The 25,500-nt window shown below is 58.3% G+C and carries 20 protein-coding genes; 10 read left to right on the forward strand and 10 right to left on the reverse strand.

The annotated features are described in order from the left end of the window. Positions 1–94 precede the first annotated feature (94 nt). The 3 genes from ASD00_RS17795 (at position 95) to ASD00_RS17805 (ending at position 6,583) form a co-directional block, all read left to right on the forward strand. Complete coding sequence (locus tag ASD00_RS17795; RefSeq protein WP_082523623.1) at positions 95–1,249, forward strand: efflux RND transporter periplasmic adaptor subunit; 1,155 nt, start codon at positions 95–97, stop codon at positions 1,247–1,249. Beyond that, positions 1,246–4,353: an efflux RND transporter permease subunit gene (locus ASD00_RS17800; protein ID WP_057207809.1), complete on the forward strand. Its 3,108-nt coding sequence runs from the start codon at positions 1,246–1,248 to the stop codon at positions 4,351–4,353. Before ASD00_RS17795 ends, ASD00_RS17800 begins: the two co-directional genes overlap by 4 nt. Positions 4,354–4,693: 340 nt before the next feature. After that, positions 4,694–6,583, forward strand: a complete 1,890-nt coding sequence (locus ASD00_RS17805; protein ID WP_244496083.1) for an adenylate/guanylate cyclase domain-containing protein — start codon at positions 4,694–4,696, stop codon at positions 6,581–6,583. A gap of 624 nt (positions 6,584–7,207) precedes the next feature. On the opposite strand, the gene ASD00_RS17810 is transcribed toward ASD00_RS17805, so the two are convergent. From ASD00_RS17810 to ASD00_RS17850, 9 genes are all read right to left on the reverse strand, one after another. Beyond that, the gene (locus ASD00_RS17810; RefSeq protein WP_057207810.1) at positions 7,208–8,806 is read right to left on the reverse strand and encodes a GMC family oxidoreductase N-terminal domain-containing protein; all 1,599 of its coding nucleotides are present in this window, start codon (positions 8,804–8,806) and stop codon (positions 7,208–7,210) included. A gap of 75 nt (positions 8,807–8,881) precedes the next feature. After that, positions 8,882–10,312 carry an NAD-dependent succinate-semialdehyde dehydrogenase gene (locus tag ASD00_RS17815; protein WP_057207811.1) on the reverse strand — a complete coding sequence of 477 codons (1,431 nt, stop codon included), beginning with the start codon at positions 10,310–10,312 and terminating at the stop codon, positions 8,882–8,884. Continuing rightward, on the reverse strand, positions 10,302–11,294 hold the full coding sequence (locus tag ASD00_RS17820) for a nitronate monooxygenase family protein (protein ID WP_057207812.1): 993 nt from the start codon (positions 11,292–11,294) through the stop codon (positions 10,302–10,304). The genes ASD00_RS17815 and ASD00_RS17820 overlap by 11 nt, the downstream gene beginning before the upstream one ends. Before the next feature lies 1 nt (position 11,295). Continuing rightward, on the reverse strand, positions 11,296–12,915 hold the full coding sequence (locus ASD00_RS17825) for an AMP-binding protein (RefSeq protein ID WP_057207813.1): 1,620 nt from the start codon (positions 12,913–12,915) through the stop codon (positions 11,296–11,298). Then, positions 12,912–13,685, reverse strand: coding sequence for an enoyl-CoA hydratase/isomerase family protein (locus tag ASD00_RS17830; RefSeq protein WP_057207814.1), 774 nt, complete (start codon positions 13,683–13,685; stop codon positions 12,912–12,914). The genes ASD00_RS17825 and ASD00_RS17830 overlap by 4 nt, the downstream gene beginning before the upstream one ends. Continuing rightward, positions 13,685–14,872 (reverse strand): CoA transferase, encoded by a 1,188-nt coding sequence (locus tag ASD00_RS17835; RefSeq protein ID WP_057207815.1) that lies wholly within the window; start codon positions 14,870–14,872, stop codon positions 13,685–13,687. The genes ASD00_RS17830 and ASD00_RS17835 overlap by 1 nt, the downstream gene beginning before the upstream one ends. Beyond that, positions 14,869–15,618 carry an enoyl-CoA hydratase/isomerase family protein gene (locus ASD00_RS17840; protein WP_057207816.1) on the reverse strand — a complete coding sequence of 250 codons (750 nt, stop codon included), beginning with the start codon at positions 15,616–15,618 and terminating at the stop codon, positions 14,869–14,871. Before ASD00_RS17840 ends, ASD00_RS17835 begins: the two co-directional genes overlap by 4 nt. 7 nt (positions 15,619–15,625) lie before the next feature. Then, on the reverse strand, positions 15,626–16,552 hold the full coding sequence (locus ASD00_RS17845) for a hydroxymethylglutaryl-CoA lyase (RefSeq protein ID WP_057207817.1): 927 nt from the start codon (positions 16,550–16,552) through the stop codon (positions 15,626–15,628). Between the two features lie 84 nt (positions 16,553–16,636). Next, complete coding sequence (locus tag ASD00_RS17850; protein ID WP_057207818.1) at positions 16,637–17,200, reverse strand: MarR family transcriptional regulator; 564 nt, start codon at positions 17,198–17,200, stop codon at positions 16,637–16,639. Between the two features lie 218 nt (positions 17,201–17,418). On the opposite strand from ASD00_RS17850, the gene ASD00_RS17855 reads away from it, so the two are divergent. From ASD00_RS17855 to ASD00_RS17880, 6 genes are read left to right on the forward strand one after another with little or no spacing between them, the layout of a single operon-like run. Beyond that, entirely contained in the window at positions 17,419–18,465 is a 1,047-nt protein-coding gene (locus tag ASD00_RS17855) for an ABC transporter substrate-binding protein (protein WP_057207819.1), read from the forward strand. A gap of 25 nt (positions 18,466–18,490) precedes the next feature. Beyond that, positions 18,491–19,558: an ABC transporter ATP-binding protein gene (locus ASD00_RS17860; RefSeq protein ID WP_057207820.1), complete on the forward strand. Its 1,068-nt coding sequence runs from the start codon at positions 18,491–18,493 to the stop codon at positions 19,556–19,558. Beyond that, positions 19,555–20,460: an ABC transporter permease gene (locus ASD00_RS17865; protein WP_156585662.1), complete on the forward strand. Its 906-nt coding sequence runs from the start codon at positions 19,555–19,557 to the stop codon at positions 20,458–20,460. The genes ASD00_RS17860 and ASD00_RS17865 overlap by 4 nt, the downstream gene beginning before the upstream one ends. Further along, positions 20,460–21,290: an ABC transporter permease gene (locus ASD00_RS17870; protein ID WP_057207822.1), complete on the forward strand. Its 831-nt coding sequence runs from the start codon at positions 20,460–20,462 to the stop codon at positions 21,288–21,290. Before ASD00_RS17865 ends, ASD00_RS17870 begins: the two co-directional genes overlap by 1 nt. A 23-nt stretch (positions 21,291–21,313) precedes the next feature. Further along, positions 21,314–22,702 (forward strand): aminotransferase, encoded by a 1,389-nt coding sequence (locus tag ASD00_RS17875; RefSeq protein ID WP_200951476.1) that lies wholly within the window; start codon positions 21,314–21,316, stop codon positions 22,700–22,702. Positions 22,703–22,720: 18 nt separating this feature from the next. Continuing rightward, positions 22,721–23,746, forward strand: coding sequence for a histone deacetylase family protein (locus ASD00_RS17880; protein WP_057207824.1), 1,026 nt, complete (start codon positions 22,721–22,723; stop codon positions 23,744–23,746). A 211-nt stretch (positions 23,747–23,957) separates the two neighbouring features. On the opposite strand, the gene ASD00_RS17885 is transcribed toward ASD00_RS17880, so the two are convergent. Further along, the gene (locus tag ASD00_RS17885) at positions 23,958–24,647 is read right to left on the reverse strand and encodes a TetR/AcrR family transcriptional regulator C-terminal domain-containing protein (protein WP_057207827.1); all 690 of its coding nucleotides are present in this window, start codon (positions 24,645–24,647) and stop codon (positions 23,958–23,960) included. Positions 24,648–24,819: 172 nt separating this feature from the next. Between ASD00_RS17885 and ASD00_RS17890 the strand changes: the two genes are divergently transcribed. After that, positions 24,820–25,404, forward strand: coding sequence for a GNAT family protein (locus tag ASD00_RS17890; RefSeq protein ID WP_057207828.1), 585 nt, complete (start codon positions 24,820–24,822; stop codon positions 25,402–25,404). The last annotated feature ends 96 nt before the right edge of the window (positions 25,405–25,500 follow it).

Below are 25,500 nucleotides of genomic sequence, written 5' to 3' on the forward strand. Positions count from 1 at the left end.
TTATTAAAATGAATTATTAAAATGATGCAGAGTCCCAGCCCTGGTAAACCGGGCATGTGCGCGAAATGCATCTTGACACCAGAAGGTACGCAACATGACGCGCCTCTTTTGCAATCTTATTGGACTTGCAGCTTTGCTAGCTGCCACTGTTGGTTCCAACGTGGCGGGAGCCACCGGCGCAGAGGCATCAAAGGTTCCTGCCAGCGCTCGCTCAGTATCCACATTCGCAGCGGAGAAGGCATTGACCGAGTGGTCACTGTCATTCAGCGGCGTATTTGTCGCTCGTGATGAGATCGCCGTGGGCACCTCATTGGAGGATCAACGCATCGCGACAGTGGAAGTGGAAGTGGGAGACCATGTTGTTGCTGGGCAGGTACTTCTCACACTAGAAACAGAGAAACTGGACAATCAGCTAAGGGAAACCGAAGGGCAGGTCGCGCGCGCGAAAGCAGCTCTTGCACAGCAGGAAGCATCCTTGAAGCAGGCTCAGGCCAATCTTAATCGCGCGCAGCTTTTGCGTGCATCAGAAACGATCACCGAGCAGGGCTACGATGAGCGAGTGGCCGCCGTAGCCATAGCGCAGCAAGGCGCAGCCGCAGAACGTGCCGAGCACGCTCAAGCGGAAGCGCGATATGCCGAAGCGCAGCGGGAGCGAGCCCGGGCGGTCGTTCTGGCGCCCGCGGCGGGAGTAGTTTCCGAGCGTCAGGCCCGCGCCGGCGCATTGGCCGGTTCGGACCCTCTTGTCCGCCTGATCCGGGGAGGAGTGATAGAGCTTGCCGCCGAGGTTCCGGAAAGCGAATTGCCGTTAGTCGAAGCCAAACAGGCTGCGAGAGTGGTGCTGCCCAACGGCAACGTCGTGCACGGGCGTGTCCGCTGGATTTCACCAAAGATCGACCGGGAGACACGGCTCGGCATCGCGCAAATTGCCCTTGAAAGCGACACGCCGCTTTTTCCCGGGACATTTGGGCGGGCAGAGATCGTGATTGCGAAACGCGAGGCAATGGTAATCGCAGAGTCAGCGCTATTCTACGGGGCCCTGCCTAACGACAGTTCAGTTTTCACTGTCAAGGACAACCGCGTCATCAAGCAGACGGTCAAGATCGGACTTCGCAAAAACGGCGAAGTCGAAATTCTTGCCGGTTTGAATGTCGGCGACCGGGTGGTTGCAAAAGCAGCAGCTTCCCTTCGAGCCGGTGACATCGTCAGGGCAATTGATATCTCGACTTCCTCCGAAAGCGACAGAAAATGACGAGCAATATATCGGCGTGGGCAATCAGTAAGCCGGTTCCTACAATCGTGCTGTTTATCGTTCTCACCTTAGTGGGGTGGGCGGCGTTTCTCAAACTGCCGATTAACGCCAATCCTAATGTGTCGTTTCCAGTGGTTGCAATCACGGTGACGCAATCGAGCGCGGCGCCTGCCGAAATGGAAACCCAGGTGACGCAACGCATTGAGGGTGCTGCGTCCGGCATTGCTGGCGTTCAGCACATTCGATCGACTATAGGCGACGGTGTCTCTACGACAACGGTAGAGTTCAAGATCGGCACGGATCCCGACCGCGCAACGAACGATGTGCGTGAGGCTGTTACCCAGATCAGGTCCGATCTTCCGCAAACAATCCAGGAGCCCGTGGTTTCGCGTGTCGACGTTGATGGTGGAGCGATCCTTTACTACACCGTCCGCGCGCCAGCAATGTCGGCAGTCGATCTGTCCTGGTTTGTTGAGGACACAATCAATAGAGAGCTCCTCACCGTTCCAGGCGTTCAAAAGGTTCAACGCCTGGGCGGTGTAAACCGGGAGATCCGAGTCTCGCTAAACCCCGATCGTCTGCTGGCACTTGGCGTGACGGCCGACCAGGTCAATACGGCCCTGCGAGAAACCAATGTAAACGTTCCCAGCGGGCGTGGTGAAATCGGTGACAGGGAGCAATCCATCCGCACGGTTGGCAGCGCCAAGACACTCGAGGAGTTCGCGCGCCTAACCATTCCCTTGCCCGGAAATCGTTGGATTCCGCTTCGCGAGATTGCGAGGATCGATGACGGACCCGTGGAGCCACGCACTTTCGCCCACCTTGATACGCAACCGGTCGTCGGCTTCTCGGTCGCTCGCGCCAAAGGATATAGCGATACTGCCGTCGCTGCTGGCGTTACCAAACGCCTTGCGGAAATCCAGGGTCGGACACCTGACGTCGATATCAAGGAGCTGATCTCTACCGTTGAGTACACCCTTCAGAGTTACGACAATGCGGTCGCCGCGCTGGTGGAAGGCGCCGCTCTTACTGTTATTGTCGTGTTCTTGTTTCTTCGAAATTGGCGCGCGACGCTTATAGCTGCCGTGGCCATGCCATTGTCTATATTGCCGACATTTGCGGCCATGCATCTGCTTGGCTTTACGCTGAACAGCATTAGTCTTTTGGCCCTCACACTCGTGATCGGCATCCTGGTGGATGACGCAATCGTCGAGATCGAGAATATCGAACGACATATCGATATGGGCAAGCGGCCCTACATAGCAGCTATCGAAGCGGCAGATGCAATCGGCCTGGCTGTGGTTGCCACAACATTGACGATTGTTGCCGTCTTTACGCCTGTGAGTTTTATCGGCGGAGCGGTTGGGCAATACTTCAAGCAGTTTGGCCTGACAGTGGCGATCGCCGTAATGCTCTCGCTGGTCGTGGCGCGGTTGCTTACGCCACTTATGGCAGCCTATATCTTGCAGCCTAAATCAGCTGCCCATCACGAGGAGAAAACATCCCGGATAGGCAACTCTTACCTAAAACTCCTTGCCTGGACGCTCGATCATCGGAAAACGGCGTTTGCACTTGTCGGTGCAATCTTTGCAGGTTCCATCTATCTACTCGCCCTTCTTCCGACAGGTTTTCTGCCAGAAGATGATACCAACATTTCTCAAGTCAAAGTGTCCATGCCTCCTGGGACGCGGCTGGAAGAAACTGCGAAGGTGTCCGACGGGATAGTCAAGCGCCTATCAGCGCGGCCGGAGATCGAAAGTGTGCTGGCGGTCGCAGACAGTGTTAGCGAAGTACAGCTGCTCATCAAGCTGAAGCCACGCGGCGAACGCAAACTCGACAAGAAGTCATTCGAGCTGGCCATTCGTCCAATCCTGGCCGAAACACCAGATGTTCTCTTCACTTTTGTCACGGATACCGGCGCCAAGGAAGTCTCGATATACCTCGTCGGAAACAATTCAGAGGAGCTGACCAAGGCGGCCCGTCAGCTTGAGTCCGAAATGCGCATGCTTCCCGAGCTCACGAATGTTCTGTCTACTGAACCATTGCGTGCGCCAGAACTTGCCGTGACACCCCGCCTTGATGAAGCCGCACGCCTTGGCGTTTCCGTCGTTTCACTTGGCACGATTGCTCGAATAGCTACAATCGGTGACATTGATTCCGGATCGGCTCAGTTTAACCTCGGTGATCGTCAGGTACCTATTCGCGTGCTTCTCGACAAAGGCGCACGGGGGGATCTAGGGACCATACAGAAACTTCGCGTTGGAACTGCAGCGGGGGGCGTGGTGCCGCTCACCTCTGTGGCCGACCTCTCGTTCGGTGCCGAAGAAGGGAAGGTTGAACGGCTTGATCGCAAACGCCTTATCGCAGTCGAGTCAAATCTTAATAACGGTGCAACACTCGGAACGGCTATTGAAGCAATTTCAGCATTGCCTTCTCTGAAGAGCCTTCCGGCAAGTGTGAGCCGGATAGAATACGGCGATACCGAATACATGAACGAGATGTTCAGTAATTTCGCGCTCGCGCTCCTTACGGGCATCATGGTGGTTGCTGCCGTCCTTGTGTTACTCTTCAAGGACTTCCTACAACCGATGACAATTCTGATTGCGCTTCCGCTATCGATCGGCGGTGCGGCCCTGGCCTTGATACTCTACGGCGCTGCCCTCGACCTCTCGTCAACCATCGGCATCCTGATGTTGATGGGTATCGTGTGCAAGAACTCAATCTTGCTTGTCGACTACGCGATTGTGGTGCGCAAGGAAGGGCTGGATCGTCGTTCCGCATTGCTAAAGGCAGGTATTACACGAGCACGACCGATTATCATGACGACCATAGCGATGGTGGCAGGTATGGTGCCAGCGGCAATTGGCGTTGGAGCTGATGCCGGCATGCGGGCGCCGATGGCCGTGGCGGTGATCGGAGGGCTCATAGCGTCGACCGGGCTTAGCTTGGTGTTTGTTCCAGCAATGTTCACGGTAATGGATGATGTAAACATATGGCTTAGTAGACGACTTAGGAAACTCACGTCCGTTACGGCGGACGATATCAAAGCCGGCGAACTGGTGGCAATGCAGCAGCGTGAAGCGCTGTCGGATCCCGCAGAATAGATGCAGTTGGCAGACCCGATCGTTTCATTCGGCCTGCCGCACACTGGACATTCTTCAGGAGGCAGCTTTGCGGCTCTATCGAGATATCTACGCCAACGAGAGCGCGGCGGAAGGCGGCCGCCGCCACTGCGCCCCTCCCTTATTTGAGCTGAAGGGACGCTGAGATTATAAACGGGCGGTTGCGAGCTACGCTTCGCGCCACCCGGACCCGGCGACACGCATTGGTAAAGCGGGTTGCCAGAGTAAAGACCCAAGGTACGACCATGCCCGACATGGAGAAGGTCACCTTGCCGCATGATGAGAGGCTTGCAAATCCGGGGGACTTGACGACATTGAACGCATGAACACCTCCGAGCAATCAATGCATCTGGTTCATTCCGGAAAAAGATGGCGCCGCATTCCCGTAGCGGTGCTCATGGCGTTGAGTTTCGGTGCACTGGTGCTTGTGTCAGTGGGCGGAGTTTTGGTGTTGTCGGTGGGCGCTAACATTCGCAATACTTTCGACCTGCTTGGCGCTCAGTCGACTCTCCTGGTCGATGCTATGGAGGACCTACTACGTGCCCAAATGGGAGGCCCCGAGAACGCAGTGGACGGCGTCTCACAGCTTTATTCTCAGGGCGATTTCCAGATCGACGAGGCGACGATGTCGGCCGCGCTTGCAGGCGCCCTTTCGGCCACGTCCGGCGCAAACGCGATGCTGGTATGCACCACCGACCTGATCTGCAGTGGTGCGGTACGCGGCTCGCACGGTGGTCCGAGCAGCGGGATCCGGCATGTTCCGGCGGAGCCTGAGAAATCTCCCGAGGTCAGAGCTTTCCTTGAAAATCGGCGGATGATCAGTGGGCGCCAGTGGGGTGCGTTCGTAGCCAACGAGCATGGTCTGTTCGCGAACGTCTCAGCGCCACTCAAACGCGATGGTGTGACGCGCGGTTGGGTGATCGCCGCGGTGGAATTACAGAAGCTGTCGGAAATCACCCAGGAATTGTCTTCTCGCTTCGGTACGCATGCTTTCATTCTGGATGGCGACGGCACAATCCTGGCGGACCCGCGCTTGGCCGATCCGGATGCGGGCATTCTACCACTGACGCCGCTTGATACATTCGGCGATCCAGTTCTTGCGCGATACAGCGAGCGGTCAAGGCAGACGGAGTTCAGCGCTAAGCGCGGCCGCGATATTGAGGTTGCCGAGATCCAGACCGATGGGCAAGGTGCATCGTTCTTGCGACCGGGAGCGGACACGTATGTCGCCATCACGCGCAAGATCACAGGTTATGGCGGCCGGCCCTGGACGATTGGCGCGTATTTTGAGGCTAGGCAAATTGGCGACGAGATTGAACGCGTCATGGGGTCGGCACTCCTGGGGCTTGGCGGAATGGCTGCGGCGGTGGTCGTAGCGGTCCTGCTGGGCAGGCGTCTGTCACGTCCGATTCAGGAGATCGCGAGCCAGGCCTCGCGCGTTGCCAATTTCGAGCTTGATGACTTAAGGCCCCTGCCGCGCAGCAGGGTGCTGGAACTGGATGAGCAGGCATCTGCCTTCAACGCGATGCTTGTGGGTCTTCGGGCGTTTTCCACCTACGTTCCCCGTTCCCTGGTCGCCAAGCTGGTACGCACCGGACAGACTGGGATTGCCGAACCTCGCGAAGCAATTGTCACCGTCATGTTCACTGACATCACTGGCTTTACAACGTTGTCGGAGCAAATGGATGCGGCCTCTGCCGGGAAGCTACTCAACCATCACTTTGGCATTCTATGCCGCTCGGTTGACGCAAACGGCGGTGCCGTCGACAAGTTTCTGGGCGACGGAATGCTGGCATTCTTCGGTGCCCCGGACCATTTGGACGATCACGCTGTTGCCGCGGTCCGTGCAGCCGCAGCCATCCGCGAAGATCTGGAGAACGACAATAAAAAAGGAGCGGTGGAAGGTCGACCACCCCTCCGGGTGCGCATCGGCATCCACACTGGCCTTGTCATTGTCGGCAATATTGGAGCGTCCGACCGGGTCAACTACACAATCGTGGGGGATACCGTGAACATCAGCCAGCGGCTCCTGGAGGTGGGAAAGCTGTCGATGCCGGATACAGCCGCCTGCATCACCATTTCCAAAGCGACTGCCTCGAGGCTTGACGAAAGCTTCACAACAATCCCGATGGGTGAGCATAGGCTGCGCGGGCGCGGCGAGGAGACAGAGGTTTTCCAGCTTGGCGTGGTCACAGGGGTGGCGCCGGCTTAACCTTGACCCGCCGGGTATGCAAGCGCTTTTCCCCTCACTAGTCGGGCGTTGGTCAATGCGCTGAGAAGGGGCATCGGTGGAGAAACTGTAGCTTCAGCAGATAGCGGTGCATTCGAGGCAGCGCACCCATTGTCAGGCTGGACTGGACCGAGGCGACCTCCTGCAATGTGGCTGGGTTGCGCGTTTACCTACGTCTGACCAATGATCCCGATACGGATTTGCGATCATGGCGGCGGGCGAGATTTTCTCCTTTAGGAAGACCAGCTAACTGGTTGAAACGACAGACATTTATGGCCTTGTGGAGTTTACAGCGCGGCGGGCGGTGCCCGCGCTGTAAACTCCACGCCCGACCTATTCAGCACTGCAACCGTAGGCAACAGCATATCTCGAACTGGCGATGATAGGCGAGCGCGCCCGGTGTTCAGCTAAGAAAGATGCTGGAGCGTTTCGAAGAGGGTGCGAGAGATAGGGAGTTCGCCAACCGGGATCTGTTCCCGACGTTCACTTGAGCGAAGGCGGTGCGAACGAGAAATTGGGCAAGTGACGCTAACTTTTTTGATGAACTTCAACAGAGCCGTTTCACTTGACCATCATCCGTGTTTCCAGACGGCATTTGACTCTTTTTTAGCGCGACCGCCGCGCGTGGCTCTGCAGAATGAAATCGGCGCAGCGTTCGGCAATCATGATGGCCGGAGCATTCGTGTTGCCACTGACCAGTGTTGGCATGATCGACGCGTCAGCAACACGTAGACGTGGGACACCGATCACTCTCAGTTGGTTATCGACCACCGCCATTGCGTCCCTTCCCATCTTGCACGTGCCCGATGGGTGATAGACCGTCTTGGCGATTGAACGCGCGTGGTTTTCGAGCGCCTCGTCGGATTGTGCGTCGTCACCGGGCGCCAGCTCCCGAAAACCCAGTGCCTTCATGGCGGGTGCGGCAAGAATACGGCGACCGAGCTTGATGCCCCTGACCAGCGTATCGACGTCGGCCTTGCTGGTAAGGTTGTTGCCTACAAAGATGATGGGGTCTTGTGCCTTCGAGGTTCTCAGCAACACTTTTCCGCGTGCCTCTGGACGCAGAATGCAAGGATTGATCGATACGCCGTGACCATCCATCTGGCCACGCGAGGCATCTCCGACCAGTGCGGGGGTTACGTGGAACTGGATATCCGGCCGGCCGCAGCCCGACGTATCAACGAAGCCGCCGCTTTCCACCACGTTGGACGAAAGCAAGCCGGACCGATTAAACAGATACTGTAGGCCGTTGATTGCGGCACGAAACCCTTTGTCCTGCCCCTTCAGTGAGATAGGTCGATCCGTGATGCCATAAACCGATGCCGTGATGTGGTCCTGGAAGTTTTCGCCGACACCTGGCAGGTCGCGCAGGACCTGGATGCCCAGCGAGGAAAGATGCGCCGCGGGTCCAATCCCAGACAGCATCAAGAGCTTCGGTGTCGCCAGCGCACCGGCGCAAAGGATTACCTCTTCTCTTGCTCGGGCACGGTGCACAGCGCCGTCCGCGGTGCGGTAGGAAATGCCGGACGCGCTTCCATTTTCCATGATGATGTTTTGAACCGCACTTTCAGTGCTGATCGTCAGCAGTGGTGAGGCCTTCACGGCTTTCAGATAGGTTGCCGCTGTCGAGCCGCGGCGTGCCTTGGACGTGGTCGTCTGAAAGAACCCGATGCCTTCCTGTGACGCGCCATTGAAATCATGGGTAAAGGGTAGGCCGATCTCCTGTGCGGCCCGCACAAAGGCGGAGCTGATTGGATGGCGAAACCGCGGTTCGGACACTTTGAGCGGCCCGCCCGTTCCATGAAATGCATCCGCTAGCGTCTCATTATCCTCGCAGCGCCGGAACACCGGCAGAACTTCGTCGTATCCCCAATCTTCGCAGCCGAGGTCACGCCATGTGTCGTAGTCCTGCGCCTGACCACGGATGTAGATCATCGCGTTGACCGATGAGCCGCCACCGAGTGTCCGACCCTGCGGCACGACGAGCACGCGCCCGTTGGCGCCGGGTTCCGGCTCGGTCTCGTACATCCAGGTGCGCCTGGTGCCGAGGACGCGCACGAAAGTCGCAGGAATGTGTATGTATGGGGTGTTGTCGCGCGGGCCCGCCTCAAGCAGAAGTACGCTTTTACCCGCTGACACCAGCCGGTTTGTCACCACGCAGCCTGACGAACCGCCCCCAACGACGATGTAATCGAACGTCTTCATCCGAGCTTCAACTCCTGCTGGAAGCGATACGGCAGCGCGGTGACGCCCCGTTTTTTTTTGCCAAGACGCTTTGCGTCACGCGCCGATATGACTGACGAACTTGACCGTGAGGTGAGCCTCAAGTCCCTCGGTGCCACCTTCGCTGCCCCAGCCGCTGTCCTTGATGCCGCCGAACGGCGTCTCAGCCGATGCAATGCCAAAATGGTTGATGGAGACCATTCCCGCTTCGAGTTCCGTGGCGAACCGATCCGCCGTTGCCAGAGATCGAGTAAAGGCGAATGCAGCCAGTCCGAAGGGCAGGCGGTTGCTGCGTTCGATCGCTTCATCGAGCGAACCGACGCGCACCAGCGCAGCAACCGGCCCGAATGGTTCTTCGTTCATGATGCGAGCATGTTCGGGAACATCGGACAGAACGGTTGGTTCGAAAAAGAACCCCGCATTGCCGATACGCCGTCCACCGCACTCCAACGTGGCACCGCAACTGACGGCGTCCTCCACGAACATCTCCACCGCATCAAGCCGGCGAGGATTTGCAAGCGGCCCCATTTGTGTTCCATCTGCAAGACCGTCACCAACCTTGAGCGCCTGAGCGCCGGCAACGAAACTCTCCTTGAAACTATCGTAGACGGCGTCCTGGACATAAAAGCGAGTTGGCGAAGCGCACACTTGACCGGCGTTGCGAAACTTCAGCATGACGCCGAGCGCGGCTGCGGCCCTAACATCCGCATCGCTGGCGACGATGTAGGGCGCGTGGCCGCCAAGCTCCATGGTCGATCGTTTCATGCCGGAGGCAGCCATGGCCCCAAGCGCCTTGCCGACGGGAACCGACCCCGTAAAGGACACCTTCCGGATGATCGGCGAGGCGATGAGATATTCGGAGACCTCGGGTGGTACGCCGAAAACGATATTGATCACGCCATCAGGCACGCCGGCATCCTGGAATGCCTTGACGAGCAAGATGCAGGCGGAGGGCGTTTCTTCCGGAGGCTTTGCGATGATCGAGCATCCTGCAGCCAGTGCGGCGGAGATCTTGCGTACAAGCTGATTGATCGGGAAATTCCAGGGGGAGAAGGCCGCGACCGGTCCAACCGGCTCCTTGACCACCATCTGGCGGGCGCCTGGAATTCGGGAAGGAATGACGCGGCCATAGGCACGACGGCCTTCTTCGGCATGCCATTCGATATGCTCGGCCGCGGCATTGGCCTCGCCCCGCGCTTCGGCCAGTGGTTTGCCCTGTTCTCTCACCATATGCTGCGCGATTGCTTCCGCCCGGTCGCGCACCAAGGCGGCTGCTCGGTGCATGATGCGACCACGTTCAAGGGCCGTCATTTTCCGCCATGTGCGATACCCTGCCTCTGCGGCGGCAAGCGCCCTGTCGAGATCGTCGCGCTCGCAGATCGGCAATTTTGCGATGGTCTGGCCGGTTGCCGGATTTTTGACCTCGGCAACGCGATTTCCCGAGGGCGCGCACCAGGTCCCGTTGATCAGAAGCGGCTTATCCAACATGGCTCAATCCTTCATGGCTTTGACTTGAAACTGGCTTCGGCAGGTCGCGAGCGACCCGCACATATTCCTCGGCAATACGCTTGACGATTTCGGCGGCAGGGAGGATCTCGGAAACCAGTCCCGTGCTCTGTCCGGCCTCGACCTTGCCCCCGTCCACATCGCCGTCAAACGCCGCGGACTTCAGCGAACTGGCGATGAAGAGCGCCTTTCGATCTTCATCGGACAAACCGTCAGTTTCCGCCTTGGACATGTCTTCTGCAAATCGGTTGCGAATGACGCGGATAACGCCAAATCCCCGGCCGACCACCATCGTGTCTTCGACGCCAGCCTTGACGAGCAGATCCTGATAGGCCGGGTGCAGTCTGGCTTCACGCGACAGCATGAATCTCGACCCGAACTGCGCAGCTCCGGCACCGAGCGAGAGCGCCGCGGCAAGGCCGTGACCATCGGCAAATCCACCGCTGAGGATCAGCGGCACATCTGGCACCGCCTTGGCGATCGCGCGGCCGAGGACCAGGGTGGAAACAAGTTCGGGTGGCGGATGCCCGCCGGCCTCGCCGCCAACGGCGATCAGTCCGTCGACGCCGGCATCAGCCGCCTTGCGGGCGTGCACCTCGCCGGACACCACGTGAAGGCAGATGGTGCCAACCGCCTTGAACCGATCAAGGTATTTTTTTGGCCCGCCCTGCGAGGCGATCAGGACCGGGATGCGCTTTTTCAACAGCATGTCTATGATCTGGTCGGCACCTTCCCGGTAGAGCGGCAAGTTGACGGCAAAAGGACGGTCGGTCCCGGCCTTCACCTCATCGATTGCTTCTTCCAGGTGATGAGGAAACATCGGCCCGGCGGCGATGACCCCGAGACCACCCGCATTGGAAACTGCAAGCGGCAATGCCGCGTTGGAGGATGCCCAGGACATGCCTGCCTGAATGACGGGAAGATCGATGCCGAGCAGTTTCGTGACGTTGGTTTCGATGCGCATTCTAGACCTCGATGCCTGCGAGCTTGCGCGCATGGGCGGCAAGCTGCTTTTTCTGGATTTTCGAGCTTGCAGTCATGCCGATCGATTCAAAATCGTCGACAATCCAGACATGCCGCGGCACCTTGAAACCGGCCATCTCACGCTTCGACCAGTCAATGATCTCAGCTGGCGTGGCTGCGCAGCCTTCCTTGAGGATGACGAACGCTGCCGTCACCTCGACCAGTCGCTCGTCCGGGACACCCACGACCGCGGCCTGGCGGATCAGCCGGTTCCGGTGCAAAACGTTCTCGACATCTGCCGGCGACACATTTTCTCCGCCGACCCGCACGATGTCCTTGGCGCGCCCAAGAAAACGTAGCCGTCCGGCCCTATCCAGAGCGCCGAGATCGCCGGTAGACAGCCAGCCCTCTGCGTCAAGAGCGGCAGCAGTTTCCTCAGGTTTGTCGAAATAACCCTTCATGACGTTCCAGCCGCGAACCAGGATCTCACCCTGTTCGTCCGGACCGGCGTCATGGCCGCTTTCTGTGCGTATGCGCACCTCCACACCGGGCTGCACGCGCATGGCTGCACTGATACGAACCTCCTCAGGTTCCCACCAGCAAGACTGGGCGACATTTGGGGACGCTTCCGAAAGGCCATAGCCAACCACGCACTCGCGCGCGCCAAGTTCATCGATCACGCGACGAACAATCGTGGGAGATGCCGCAAGCCAAGCACCACGCAGGTTCAGTGCGCGGGATGGGCGGTCGGGATGTGACAGCAGCATCAGCGCCATCGTATCATTACCGGAGAAATGGGTGCACTTTTCCTCCTCCATCAACCGTAGCGCCTCGCCGGGATCGAACCTGTCCATACTGACGAGCGTGACGGCATGCTGAAGGCAGGCCAGGATGGACAGCGTGGTACCGGCAACATGGAAGAAGGGACGGGCACTGTGAAACCGGTCACCTGGTCGCAGGCCGGTTCGCATGCCAGAGAAAAACGCATTGGCGAGCATGTTGCGGTGGCGCAGAAGGACACCCTTGGGAAAGGAAGTGGTGCCGGACGTATACTGGATCAGCAAAATATCCTCTGCATGATCGCCTGCAGCGACCGGTTCCGGCTCGCTCGCGCATAACTGGCGCCAACTGATGGCCGTCGAGGGGATATCGTCGCCGACGACGAGGATGCGATTAAGGTCGGGCAGGGCACCGTGCGGAAGCGTGTTGTCGACACCCGGGCAGATCTCACGCAACATTTCGATGAAGTCGATCTTGAGGAAGCGATCGCAGGTGATCAGGGTCGTGACACGCGACTGCTTCAGCGCGTAGGCCATCTCGACTGCGACGAAACGGGTGTTGACAGGCACGGTCACCGCGCCCAGCGTGCCGATCGCCAGGAATATAACCGCCCAATCGGTGGAATTGCCGAGACACAAACCAACATGATCGCCCTTGCGGACGCCGGCGGCGACGAGGGCTGCTCGGGCGTTTGTGACTCTTTCGGCAAGTTCTTGGAAGGTGAGCCTGCCGCCGGCCGCCACGATTGCCTCGACATCGGGCGCGATGGTCGCGGCGCGGGCGAGTGCCGCCGATACAGTGAGGGGGCAAATGGTCGCGAGATCGAGGTGTACGCTCTTCATTTGCCACTCCTCCCACCGACGATTTCGGAAAACTTTTCGATGCTGGATCGCCAGCCTCCATCGGCCAGACAACGTTCGATTGCCGCCATCTCGATGCGGATGCCATTGGTTAGGTTCGTTTCATGACCAAGATCGACCGCCTGCTTGGTCAGGGCGATGGCCAGTGCAGGGGCGGCAGCGATGGCGTGGGCGATTTCCTGTCCGACCGCTACAAGCGCGTCAGCCGCGACAATGCGCGCCACAAGACCGCGCTGGTAGGCCTCTTGCGCAGGCATTAGGCGGCCCGTAAACAACAGCTCCTTGGCGCCCATGCGTCCGATGACACGCTGCAGGCGCTGAGTTGCACCAACTGTTCCCCATTGCGGTTCGGGGAAACGGAACGTCGTCTTCTCAGAAGCGATAACGAAGTCGCAGCTCATCAGGATTTCGCCACCGGACCCCACGACGGCCCCTTGAGTGAGGGCGACGACAGGTTTCGAGCAGCGCCCGATGGCGTCATAGGCTGCAAAGGATGCGTGCCGGCGTGCTATGATCCACGCCTCGTCCTTGTCCGTCCGTTCTTTCAGATCGGCGCCGGCGCAGAACACCGGGCCGTTGGCGGACAAAAGAATGACGCGGATGTCAGATTTCGTGTCGAGCCGTTCAAAAGCCTCACGAAGAGCGACACACATTTCCAGATTGACGGCATTGCGTGCCTGAGGCCGGTTCAAGATTACGTGTGCAATGGCGCCGTCCTGCCGAACAAGCACCGCATCATGGGTTTCCGTCATCAGATCACTCCTTCATTATGGAGCTCGTCGATTTCGGCGGCGCTCAGGTTCAGTTCATGTTTCAGGATGTCGTCGGTATCTGCGCCGAGCAGCGGAGGGCAGCCGATCTGTGGCGGATCGAAGCCGTCAAAATTGACCGGCGTGCGCAGGGCCGGGAAATGGCCTTCTGCCGGATGGTCGAAGGTGCCAACAGTCCCGCGCTCGCGCATGTGCGGATCATCTAGGATCTCGCGCACGGTGTTTACTTCGCCAGCTGGAATGCCGCTAGCACGCAAATCTTCGGCAAGGCTCTCACGATCGCGGGCGGCAATCGCGGTTCGCATCGCGTCCATGACCTGGTTGCGGTTGGCAACGCGCCCGGCGTTTTTGGCGAGGGCCGGATTGGCCGCAAGGTCATCAAGACGGAGAACCTTGCACATCCCTAACCAATGCTGATCACTGCCGCTGATATGCAGCCAGCCACCATCGCGGCATTGGAAGGCGGCGGAAGGCACGCGACCGGGATGCTCGGTGCCCGAGCGAGAGATATCTTCGTTCAGCGCAAACAAGCGGGCAGCGGCGAGCGCCAGGAGACTGGCCTGGATATCCATCATGGCAAGGTCGATATGGCAGCCCTTCTGGCTTCGTGCCCGGCCAACAAGGCCCGTGAGGATGGCTATGGCGATCCACAATCCGGCGGTCATGTCGGCAATCGGCACGCCGGTTTTGGCTGGCGGCGAATCCGGATGGCCTGTGAGATGCATGATGCCAGACAATGCCTGGAACACGGTGTCGTAACCCGCTCTGTTGCGATAAGGCCCGCTTTGCCCAAAGCCTGTGTTGGACACATAGATCAGTTGTGGATTGAGCGCTGACAGCTGCGTATAGCCGAGATTGAAACGATCCATGTCCCCCGGCAGGAAGTTCTCGAGCACGACATCGTGCCGCGCAGCAAGCCGTGCTGCAATGGCCTGGGCTTTCGGCGACTTGAGGTTCAGCGTCATTGACCGCTTGCCTCGATTGAACGCGAAGAAATATGCGCTTTCGCCACCGGGAAGACGGGGTTCGAAAATGCGTGACTCATCACCTCCGCCCGGTCGCTCCACTTTCGTGACGGTCGCGCCGAGCTCGGCTAGGATCTGTGTCGCCATCGGTCCTGCAAGAACCCGAGAGAAGTCCAAGATACGAATACCGTCGAGAGGCTTCATTTGGCGTCACCCCGGAAGCTACGCATCTTTGCATTGAGGTCGCGACCGGCGGCCATCGCCTCGGCGTAAGGAAGGTCTTCGACCGCATAGTAAAGGGCCTTTGCGGCCGACATGGCGAGAGAGTTGGCGGCGGACCAGGCTTCAGCAATCTCAACCGCTTTCCCCAGAACATCCTGTGGTGCAACCACGCGATTGCAAAGCCCAAGCGACAACGCCTCGTCGGCGCCGATCAGACGGCCGAGGCTGATCATTTCGAACGCGGCCTTGCGTCCGAGTGATCGCTGCAGGCCGGTCATAACCAACGCTGGAACGATCGAGTGCTTCAGTTCCGGATAGCCGAACTTCAGGTTTGTCGCCGCCACCATCATGTCGCAGCCGATTGCCAGTCCAGCACCGCCGCCGACGGCTGCTCCCTGCACCGCCGAGACGACAGGCTTCGAAAGGCCCTGCATCATCGCCTGCGTCCGGCAGGTCAGATCGGCGCGCTTTTCCACGAGATCCTGGTTGGCCGGCGTCAATGTGTCGAATTCCGAAAGGTCAGCACCGGCACAAAAGCCACGGCCATTTCCGGCAAGAACGATGGCACGGACGGACGGATCGTTGTCTGCCGCAAGCAGGGCATCGTAAATGGCTTGGGTGAGCTCGGTGTTCAGGGCGTTGAGCTTGTCTGGGCGGTTCATCGTGATGATGCGGACGGCCCCTTGCGTTTCAACCAGGACGACGGAAGATTGAGAAGTGCTTGTCATGTTGATCCTATGCTGCCAGATGGCCGAAGCCGCTGCGGGCGACCTTGCTCAGGAGTTCTCTTTTGAGCACAGCTTCGCACTGCCGGGACGCTTCCCGCAATTTTTCAAGATCCAACCCCGTGCTGATCCCTTCCGCTTCGAATAGATTGACGAGGTCCTCGGTGGCGACGTTACCGGTATATCCTTCGCCGTACCGGATCTGCGTGGGGTGACCGCCAACGCCGCCGATGGAGCTGTCGAACCAGCGGCATCCGGCTTCGTAGGCGGCCAAGCAGTTGGCAATGCCCGTGCCGCGACTGTCGTGGAAATGGGCAATTGGCGTTACATCGGGCGTCTCACGCGCAATTCTGTCGAAGAGGCGGCGGATCGCGCTTGGCGTCCCATGTCCCGTGGTATCACACACAGAGACGTGGCTGACGCCGAGGTCGCAGAAGCGCTGCAGATCGGCGATCACGCTGGATGGATCCACCTTGCCTTCGAATGGGCAACCCAGGGCCATGGAAATCACGCCGATGAGCCTGAAGCGGCCCCCTGCCAGTCTAACCATGTCGGCGACATTGGCCCATTGGCTTTCGCGCGTGGTGCGCAGATTGCGCTGGGTATGCGCTTCAGTCGCAGATACCAGCAAGCTGACCTCTTCGACGCCATGGCCGGCATCCAGATCCGATAAGGCTCGTTGCACGGCCTTCGAATTCGGACAGGTGGCCTTGTACGCGACGCCGGGCCGTTTTGCGATGCCGGCCAGCACCCTTGAAGCATCCGCAAAAACAGGGACATGGACAGGACTGCTGTAGCTGGTCGCTTCTATGCGCTGAAACCCTGCGTCTGAGAAAGCATTGATCAATGCAATCTTTTCCCCTGCGGGAACGGAAACGGTCTCGTGCTGCAGCCCGTCACGAGCAAAGCATTCACATAGCGTTATCTCGGTCGACATGCCTCACCTCCATTCGACGTGAGGCAAGACTGAGATTATTTGTTCACATTGTCAACCATTGTTGCCGAGAAAAATTCCATCTTGTTACTCTTCCTCGATGCTCTTGAGGTCCGATTGCGACGCAGAACTCTTGAGTTCGTGGTAGTATTTGCTGCTCGTCTGCGTGACCCTGCGAAGCAGCTCGACGAGTATCTGCTGCTCTGCGTGGCTCAGCGTCGCCAGCATTTCGTCGTTACGGCGGAAGGAATCTTCCAGAACCTTGCTTGAAAGCTCGAGACCCTCAGCGCTCAGTTGTAAAAGGATGCTGCGCCCGTCCTCGGGATTGGCAGCCTTGGCGATGTAGCCGCGCTCGATCAACGCCGAGACCGTCCGGCTCATCTGACTTTTCAAGACCCCGCTATGCTTTGCCAGGTCCTGCAGCGACGTTTTTTCAAGGTATTTCAAGACCGCGATAACCCGCCACTCTCGCGGAGTAATGCCATAACGTGGGCGGATGGATAGCGCTGCGATCCGAGTAGATAGGCTGGCCAGGCGCTGCACTTGAAATGAAAACAGGTCGCGAATGTCGGCCTCTCTCTCCTGCAGCGCTTCGCGGCGCTTGAAGTAATCGCCGGCCTTTGAATCCAGGTCATCGTGGTTTCGCGTCATGTTTCCTCTCAGGTTGCGGCTTTATCGATTTCCGCTCCATCCAGATTTGCTCGCTGCTGGCTTTTTGGGAATGCCGAGCAATAAATTGGTTGACAACGTGAACGATATAGTTAAGTTCGTCAACTAGATTGGCATGGCGCGGTCGGATTGTCGACCAGCCGAAGCAGCTTGGGAGTGAGTTGCGCCGATCTGGATCAGTCTTTGCTGGAGGAGCAACCATGATTTCCCTAAGGCGTCGTGCGGCCGGCCTATTTGGCGCCGCAGTTCTTGCATCCATCGCATCGAGTGCAGTGGCAGAAAATACGTCACTGACGATCGCCGGTTTTGGCGGCAATCTGCAGAACGATCTGCGCAAGACCTTATGGCAACCGGCGGCGGATGCCGCGGGGGTGGAATTGCGTGAAGAGACGCATGACGGTCTGGCTGCGGTTCGGGTGCAGGTGCAGTCCGGCTCGCCGACATGGGATGTGGTTCATCTGGGTGCCGACGAATGCGCGGTGGGCGGCCAAGAAGGTCTGTTCGAGCCGCTGGACTACAAGGTCATCAGCACCGATGGCTTCGACAAGCTAGCCTATGGCGAGAACTGGATCGCGACGAACACCTATTCCGTCGTGCTCGCCTGGCGCTCGGATGTCTATAAAGACAAGAAGCCGCAGGGTTGGAAGGATTTCTGGGATACCGAGACGTTTCCCGGTCGGCGCGCATTGAGCACCTATCCGCAGGAAATGCTGGAAGTCGCCCTCATGGGCAGTGGTGCCGACAAGGACAAGCTTTATCCCCTGGATAGCAAGCGCGCTTTCGAAGCGCTGGAGAAGATCAAGAAGGATATCGCCGTCTGGTGGTCTTCCGGTGCCCAATCGGCGCAGCTGATCAAGGACCATGAAGTGGATATGATTGCGATCTGGGGCAGCCGGGTGGCAAGTGTCATCAATGATGGCGCCCCGGTGGAATTCACCTATCAGGATGCGATACTCGGCTATGGTTGCCTGGCAATTCTCAAGGGATCGCCAAACGCGGCGGCCGCACAGAAATTCATCGCCGGTGTCGTTGCGCCCGAAACACAAGCCCGGATTCCCGAAATGATGCCCTACTACGGTCCGCCGAACAGTCGTGCCTTCGAGGTCAAGAAGTTCGCTCCAGATGTTCTCGCGAAATCCAACATGTCTCCCGAGAATATCAAGAAGCAGACCTTCCTCAATGCCAACTGGTGGCGGGACAACAATGCCCTCGTTCGCGAGGACTACAGCCTGATGATGTCGAACTGACGCATATCGGACACGGAGAACGGCAATGACATTGGGTGCAGTTTCGCTACGTCAGATCCATAAGGCTTATGGAAGTTACAAGGCACTGGACGGCATATCGCTCGATATCGCCGCCGGGGAGTTCTTAACGCTTCTCGGTCCGTCGGGGTCAGGCAAGACGACGCTGCTCAATGTCATTGCCGGCTTCGAGCGACCGGACGGCGGCAGCCTGCTGGTCGACAATGCAGAGTTCATTACGAAGCCGCCCCACAAACGCAATCTGGGCATGGTGTTCCAGAGCTATGCCCTGTTTCCCCATATGGATGTCTTTGCCAACGTCGCCTATCCGCTGAAATTGCGCAAAGTCGATGCCGCCACCACAAAGCTGAAGGTGACCAAGGCTCTGGAGACGGTTCACATGGCCCATCTCGCCGGACGCCGTATCAACGAACTCTCAGGCGGGCAGCGCCAGCGGGTTGCACTTGCCAGGGCGATCGTCTTTGAGCCGAAGCTTCTGCTTATGGACGAACCGCTGTCCGCACTCGACAAGAACCTGCGCGAGCACATGCAGATCGAGCTGAAAAGGCTGCACCGCAGCCTCGGCATGACGACCGTCTATGTGACCCATGACCAGCAGGAGGCTTTGACGATGTCGGACCGGATCGCGGTCCTGGATCGCGGGCGTATCATGCAACTCGACACCCCAAGGAATATTTATGATGCCCCGAACTGCAAGTTCGTGGCCGGCTTTATGGGTGACACCCGGTTCCTGTCGGTCGTACGCAGCGGTTCAGACTTCGCCCTCAACGGTAAACGGGTCAGGCTCAGCAACCCGGCAAAGCCCAAGGCGGGTGAGGATGCATGGCTGATGGTTCGCCCGGAAAGGCTGCGCTGGCATGGTGCTCCTGAGCAGGACAACTGTATCGAGGGCAGGGTGGTCGACGTGATCTATCAGGGTGACAGCCACATGATCTCGATCGCACTTCCCGAGAATGACGAGATCTCAATTCGCCATACCGGCGCTGAGGGCGTGGCCCTTCCGGCGTCGGGTGACAGCCTTAAGCTCTGGATGACCCCCCAGTCGAGTGTCATTGTCGGAGGTCCAAGGCAATGACGATGGTTGGAGCATATATGGGGACTGCGGTCGATCTCAATGCAGACGTCTTGCGGCGCTCCCGACAGAGGGCGGACCGCGCTCTGGTCGGGCTGGCGATGCCGGCCCTGGTTCTGGTGGCGCTGGTATTGATCGTTCCCTTCGCGTGGCTTTCCTGGCTGTCGCTGTTTGACGCATCTGGCGCGTTGTCGACGGAGAATTATGCCCGGCTCCTCCGGCCGGCATATGTCGACAGCTTCCTGACGACCTTCAAGGTTGCCGGGATCGTAACCGTTGTCTGCGTCATACTCGGTTACCCCGTATCGTACCTGTTGTCGCAGTTGCCGGAGCGTGCGGCTCAGATCCTGTTGATCTTTATCATTCTGCCATTTTGGACGTCGGTGCTGGTTCGCACCTATGCATGGCTGGTACTGCTGCAAAGACAGGGCATCATCAACACCTGGCTGACGTCGCTGGGTGTAATCTCCGAGCCTCTGCCGCTCGTCAACAATCTCACCGGCACGGTCATCGGCATGGTGCACATCATGCTGCCGTTCCTGATCCTGCCGCTCTATGCCTCGATGAAGACGATCGATCCGATCCTGCTACGGGCGGCCGCCAATTGCGGAGCGTCGCCCGCGCAGGCGTTCCGCCAGGTGTTCCTGCCCTTGTCACTGCCGGGGCTTGCCACCGGTGTCGCACTGATCTTTGTACTCTGCCTCGGCTTTTACCTGACGCCGGCGCTGCTGGGGGGCGGTCGCGTCGCGATGTGGTCCACACAAATTGCCGACATGATCGCCAAGTTTGCAAACTGGGGCGCCGCAAGCGCGCTGAGTGTGGTGCTGCTCGTCGTAACCGGCCTGATACTCTGGGCCGTCAAGGCTTTGTTCCAGGTTGCCAGTGTCACCAGGGGAGGGCGATAATGCTGAAGCAAGCTGCGACATCAACCCAGATAACGCACCTCGACCGCCTTTGGCTCTATGCCGTGGTGGCGCTGATCGTGGCCTTCCTGATCATCCCATGCCTCATCGTTGTTCCGATGTCCTTTTCGGATTCACAATATCTCGAGTTTCCACCGCGGGTTTGGAGCCTGCGTTGGTATGAGGCTTTCTTTTCGTCTACGGAGTGGCGGCAATCGGCCATGGTGTCGTTCCAAGTGGCCGGTGCAACGACAGTTTTTGCGACGGTGCTAGGTACGCTGGCGAGCTACGGTCTGTTCAAATCGTCCAACATCTTCAATTTTGCGATCCGCGGCATTCTCGTCCTGCCGATGATGGTGCCGCTGATCTTCGTCGCAATCGGGGTGTTCTTCGTCTTTGCCCGCATTGGAATGAACAACACGCTAACAGGACTGATCCTCGCCCATACGACGTTGGCGATCCCTTTCGTGATGATCGCCGTGACCAACGGCCTTGTTGGGTTTGATATCAATCAAGAACGTGCAGCGCGCAGTCTCGGCGCTTCGCCGGCGCGCGCCTTTTTCACGATCACCCTGCCGCAGATCAAGATTTCCGTACTGTCGGGCATGTTGTTTGCGTTCATCACCTCGTTCGATGAAGTGATCGTTTCCCTATTTGTCTCGAGCGGCGCCAATTCGACGCTGACCAAGCGCATGTTCGCTAACATCCGTGATCAGGTCGACCCGACAGTGGCGGCCATTTCCTCGATGTTGGTCATCGCTTCCATCGTCATTTTCGTCGCGGCCCAGTTCGTGAAACGACCGGGCAAAGCTGCACCAATTTCGACCCACTGAACGACACTAGATTCCCAAGGAGAATGACCATGCTGCATAACTCGCTTCGCATGCGCGACATCGCCGTGCAGATCCATCCCCAGACCAACCTCGCTCTGCATGAGAAGCTGGGACCGACGATCATGTCTCGCGGCGAGGGCGCCTATGTCTACGATGATGACGGCAAGCAGTACATCGAGGGGATGTCCGGGCTGTGGTGCGCCGCGCTCGGGATGAGCGAGAAGCGCCTGGTCGAGGCCGCGACCAGGCAGCTGAATACATTGCCCTACTATCAGAACTTCGCGCATCGCGCGACGGAGCCGGGCATTGAGCTGTCTGATCGCCTGCTGCGGCTGGCCCCCGTACCGATGTCGAAGGTGCTCTTCCAAAGTTCGGGATCGGAAGCCAACGACACCGCTGTCAAGCTGGTCTGGTATTACTTCCACGCGCAGGGGCGTTCCGAAAAGAAGAAGATCATCAGCCGCAAGCGCTCCTATCATGGAACTTCGATCGCATCCGCCAGCATTACGGGGCTCCCGCATCTGCATCGCGACTGGAACCTGCCCCTTGATGGCTTCCTTCATGTGACCTGCCCGCATTTCTATCGGGACGGGCTGCCGGGTGAGACCGAGGAGCAGTTCGCGACACGGCTGGCCGAGGAACTCGACGCCCTGATCATCGCGGAAGGTCCCGAAACCGTCGCGGCCTTTTTCGCAGAACCGGCCATGGGTACCGGTGGAGTTGTACTGCCGCCGAAGACCTACTTCGAAAAGATACAGAAGGTTTTGACGAAGCATGATGTCCTTCTCGTCGCCGATGAGGTTATCACGGGTTTCGGTCGGACCGGTTCCTGGTGGGGGTCGCAGACATATGATCTACGCCCCGACATTATCACCTGCGCCAAAGCATTGACCTCTGCCTATATGCCGCTGTCGGCGATTCTGCTCTCCGAGCGGATTTATGAAGGTTTGCGTGCGCAAAGCGAAAAGATTGGGGTTTTCGCACACGGGTATACCTATGGTGCCCATCCGGTCGCCTGCGCCGTGGGTGTCGAAGCACTGAGGATCTACGAAGAAGACGGCGTAATCGATGGCGTGAAGGCGCTTGGGGAGCACATGGGCAATCTCATGCATCCACTGATCGACCATCCCCTTGTCGGAGAAGTGCGGGGCGTCGGCCTAATGTGGGGCGTGGAACTCGTCTCTAACAAACAGACCCGCGAGGCCTTCGCCGCAGACCTTCAGTTCGGACTTGGCGTCCAGAATCGTGCTTTCGAGAACGGGCTTGTGTGTCGATCTCTCGGAAGCGCCATCGCCTTTGCGCCGCCGCTTGTCTGCACGAACGATCAGCTCGACGAGATCGCTTCCCGCTTCAAGCGCGCGCTCGACAGTTCATTGGACGCCTATATCGCCAGTGGCGGCAAGCTCGACTGAGCCTGGAGCATGAGTTGAATGATTGCGATATATGATGAACGCCAGGCGCTGCATGAACCGTTGACGCGCCTGGCCGGGGGGCAATTGGTTTCGAGCCCGGAAAAACCGGAACGCCTCGAAATGCTCCTGGCTGGCCTTAAAGCTGCAGGCGTGCCGGTCATCAAGCCGGCCGAACATGGCGACGAGGCAATCCGGGCAATCCACGATGCCGACTATCTGGACTTCCTGGAGCACGGCTTTGCCGCATGGCGGAAGTCGCCTGCCAATGGGCCAGAATTGCGTGCCAGCGTTCACCCGAACGTCTACATGAACCGAAAGCCGCTCGACCTTCTCGGACGGGCCGGATATTTTCAGGCCGACGCCAGTTGCGTCCTGGTGGAGGGAACTTGGCAGGCCGTGCGCGCCAGTGCCAATACTGCAATCGACGCCATGTCACGCGTCCTTGCGGGCGAGAACCGTGCTTATGCGCTGTGTCGCCCGCCCGGTCACCACGCCTATGGTGATAAGGCAGGTGGCTTTTGTTATCTGAACAACACGGCGATTGCCGCCAATCTTGCATCACAGCTCGGCTGCCGAGTGGCTATTATCGATGTCGACGTACACCACGGGAACGGTACGCAAACGATTTTCTATGATCGCGCGGATGTCTTGACGGTGTCTGTCCACGGCGACCCAGCATTTCTCTATCCGTATTATGCTGGCTATGAAGATGAGCGAGGCAAAGGGGCAGGGCTGGGATTCAACCGGAATTTCCCGGTACCGCTCTTCAGCGACAGCGGCGTTTATCTTGCAGCCCTCGCTGTCGGTTGCGACGCGGTAACAGCATTCGCGCCCGATATCGTTATCATCGCACTCGGATTGGACGCTGCCGTTTCCGATCCATTCGCCTGCATGGGTGTGAATATCGAAGGTTTTGAGCGGATGGGTGCCATGCTGGGTGGGTTGAGGCGGAAAACGCTGGTCGTGCAGGAAGGGGGCTATCCTTCAGGAGCGTTACCACTGTTGCTGACGAGTTTTCTTCGGGGGCTAACAGACGCCGATTAAATTCGTATAGCGCGGCATCAACCCAACCAGGAAATACCAGTTGCCGTTCGGTCAGCGATTTCTCTCTGGGGCGTCAACGTTCAGATAATCAGCCACTGCAAACGTCTGAACAAGTGCTTCCGTTGTGACGCGGCCACGCAATAACGGCGACGCCTCGTCAACGTCGGAAAGCTTTTGCAAGCGCCGCCGCATCGCATCCAGCCAAATCCTATTAAGAAGCCAAGGAGCGAATTATCCACTCCAGGCCACGAGAAAAGCTCATGTCCCAATCATCGGTCTCGCTCCCGATCTGAGAAGAAAGGGTAGGATACTGCGCCGTATTTTCTTTAAAGAAGTCGACGATGCGATCATGCGATGCAGCCACATCCCCGGCCTGCCAAGCTACCTGTGTGGCAACCGACCCAAGCATGAAGTTCGACAATGTATATCCTGCATGCACTACATCGACGTCCGACAAGCCTGACTTTGTGATGGTTGCTCGAAGATGCTCGGATCGCACCAAGGCATTTGGACCAAGTAGCGGTCGAAAACCGAACAGGCTGGTTGACCAAGGATGTCGTAGAAGCGTGTGACGCCACTCTAACAGGAAGCGTGTCAACTCCCTGTCCCACTTCTGCTCCTTTTCTGAAAGGGAAATTTCTCCAAGGATGCTGTCCAGCGCGAGTTCAAGCACATCGTCGCGTGTTTCTACATGCCAGTAGAGCGATGTAGCACCGGCATTAAGACGTTGTGCCAACTTGCGCATCGTTAGACCGCCTTGTTCCGCCACGTCAAGAATTTCGACCGCGGCTTGGACGATGCGTTCTCGTGTCAGCGCCGGAGCGTCACGCGAGCGCCTCGCCGGTTTTAGCCAGATGGTTGGGGAACTGCATCCCACTTTCGATAGTCCATTCTTCGCCATTGCTCTCTCCCGACGTTCGCTTGACAGTCGAGCGCAATCTAGCACATCATTCTAAATATCGAACAATGTTCGAGAAACAGATCATTGGCCTAGGATTTGGCGAGTTCATCGAAACGCAGGGTCTAATTTAACATCCCGGGACGACGTGTCGGAAACCAAGGTATAGAAGAGTATGAAGGCTGAAGCTGCGAACCCAGATGATAATTCTGGCAGGTCGCCGTATCACGATTTTCTCGCATCGTTGCCTGTTTCAGACGGGACGGTAACGATCAGAGCCATGTCAAACGCTGACGCAGAAGCATACGCGGCCGGAACGGATGATGCTCTGGTGAAGCGCTTCGCTCACTTGCCGATGGATAACTATACTCCGCAGCTCGTTTGCCATTTGATCGAAGGCGCGATTGCAGATGGCCTGCGCGATGGAACTCTGGCCGTCCTTACGATCGCCGATGCAAAGTCGGATGCCTTACTTGGAAGTCTTGTCTTCTTCGACATCAAAACGGATAACGCAGAGATTGGCTATTGGGTTGCTCCAGAGCGTCGCGGCCAAAAGGTTTCGAGCCGAGCACTTGCCCTGGCCATCGAAGTCGCCCGTACCCTTGGTCTAAAAGGGCTACGCGCTCGAACGGTGGAAGAGAATCCCGCTTCGCAAAGGATTCTTCTCCTTGCAGGCTTTGAACAGGTGGGCGAGGCGCAGCCCGAGGTTGTTCCCTCCGGCAAGACCGAAATGAGCGTGAATTATCTCATTAAACTCTAAAGCTGATGTCCGCCCAGCCGACTGTGAAAACATGATCGACCTGCAGCGTCTGAGGCGCGTTTCGGCCAGCTTCATCGCCCAGTTCAACAAGCGGAC

The sequence above is a fragment of the Ensifer sp. Root31 genome, from assembly GCF_001424825.1.
In the GTDB taxonomy this organism is placed as follows: domain Bacteria; phylum Pseudomonadota; class Alphaproteobacteria; order Rhizobiales; family Rhizobiaceae; genus Ensifer; species Ensifer canadensis.